1 pseudogene is annotated in these 274 nt (G+C 55.1%); it reads left to right on the top strand.

Annotation, left to right across the window (positions count from 1 at the left end):
* Nucleotides 1-274 (top strand): annotated as a pseudogene (gene tuf, locus IV91_RS0114260) (elongation factor Tu); the annotation flags it as partial.

Here is a 274-nt window from a genome sequence, read left to right as displayed (position 1 = left end):
GTCGAAGTACAATTTTCCTGGGGATGACACGCCGATTGTGATTGGAAGCGCGTTGAAGGCGCTGGAAGGGGATCAGTCGGAGATTGGAGAGCCCTCGATCTGGAAGTTGGCGGAAGCGTTGGACACATACATTCCTGAGCCGAAGCGCGCGATTGATGGACCGTTTTTGATGCCTGTGGAAGATGTATTTTCCATTTCAGGGCGCGGGACGGTGGTGACGGGTCGGATTGAGCGCGGGATAGTGAAGGTTGGGGATGACATCGAGATTGTGGGG

It is taken from the genome of Ferrovum myxofaciens, assembly GCF_000735045.1.
GTDB lineage: Bacteria > Pseudomonadota > Gammaproteobacteria > Burkholderiales > Ferrovaceae > Ferrovum > Ferrovum myxofaciens.
Note: the sequence above shows the minus strand (reverse complement) of the source record. Positions and strands in the feature narration are given on the sequence as shown.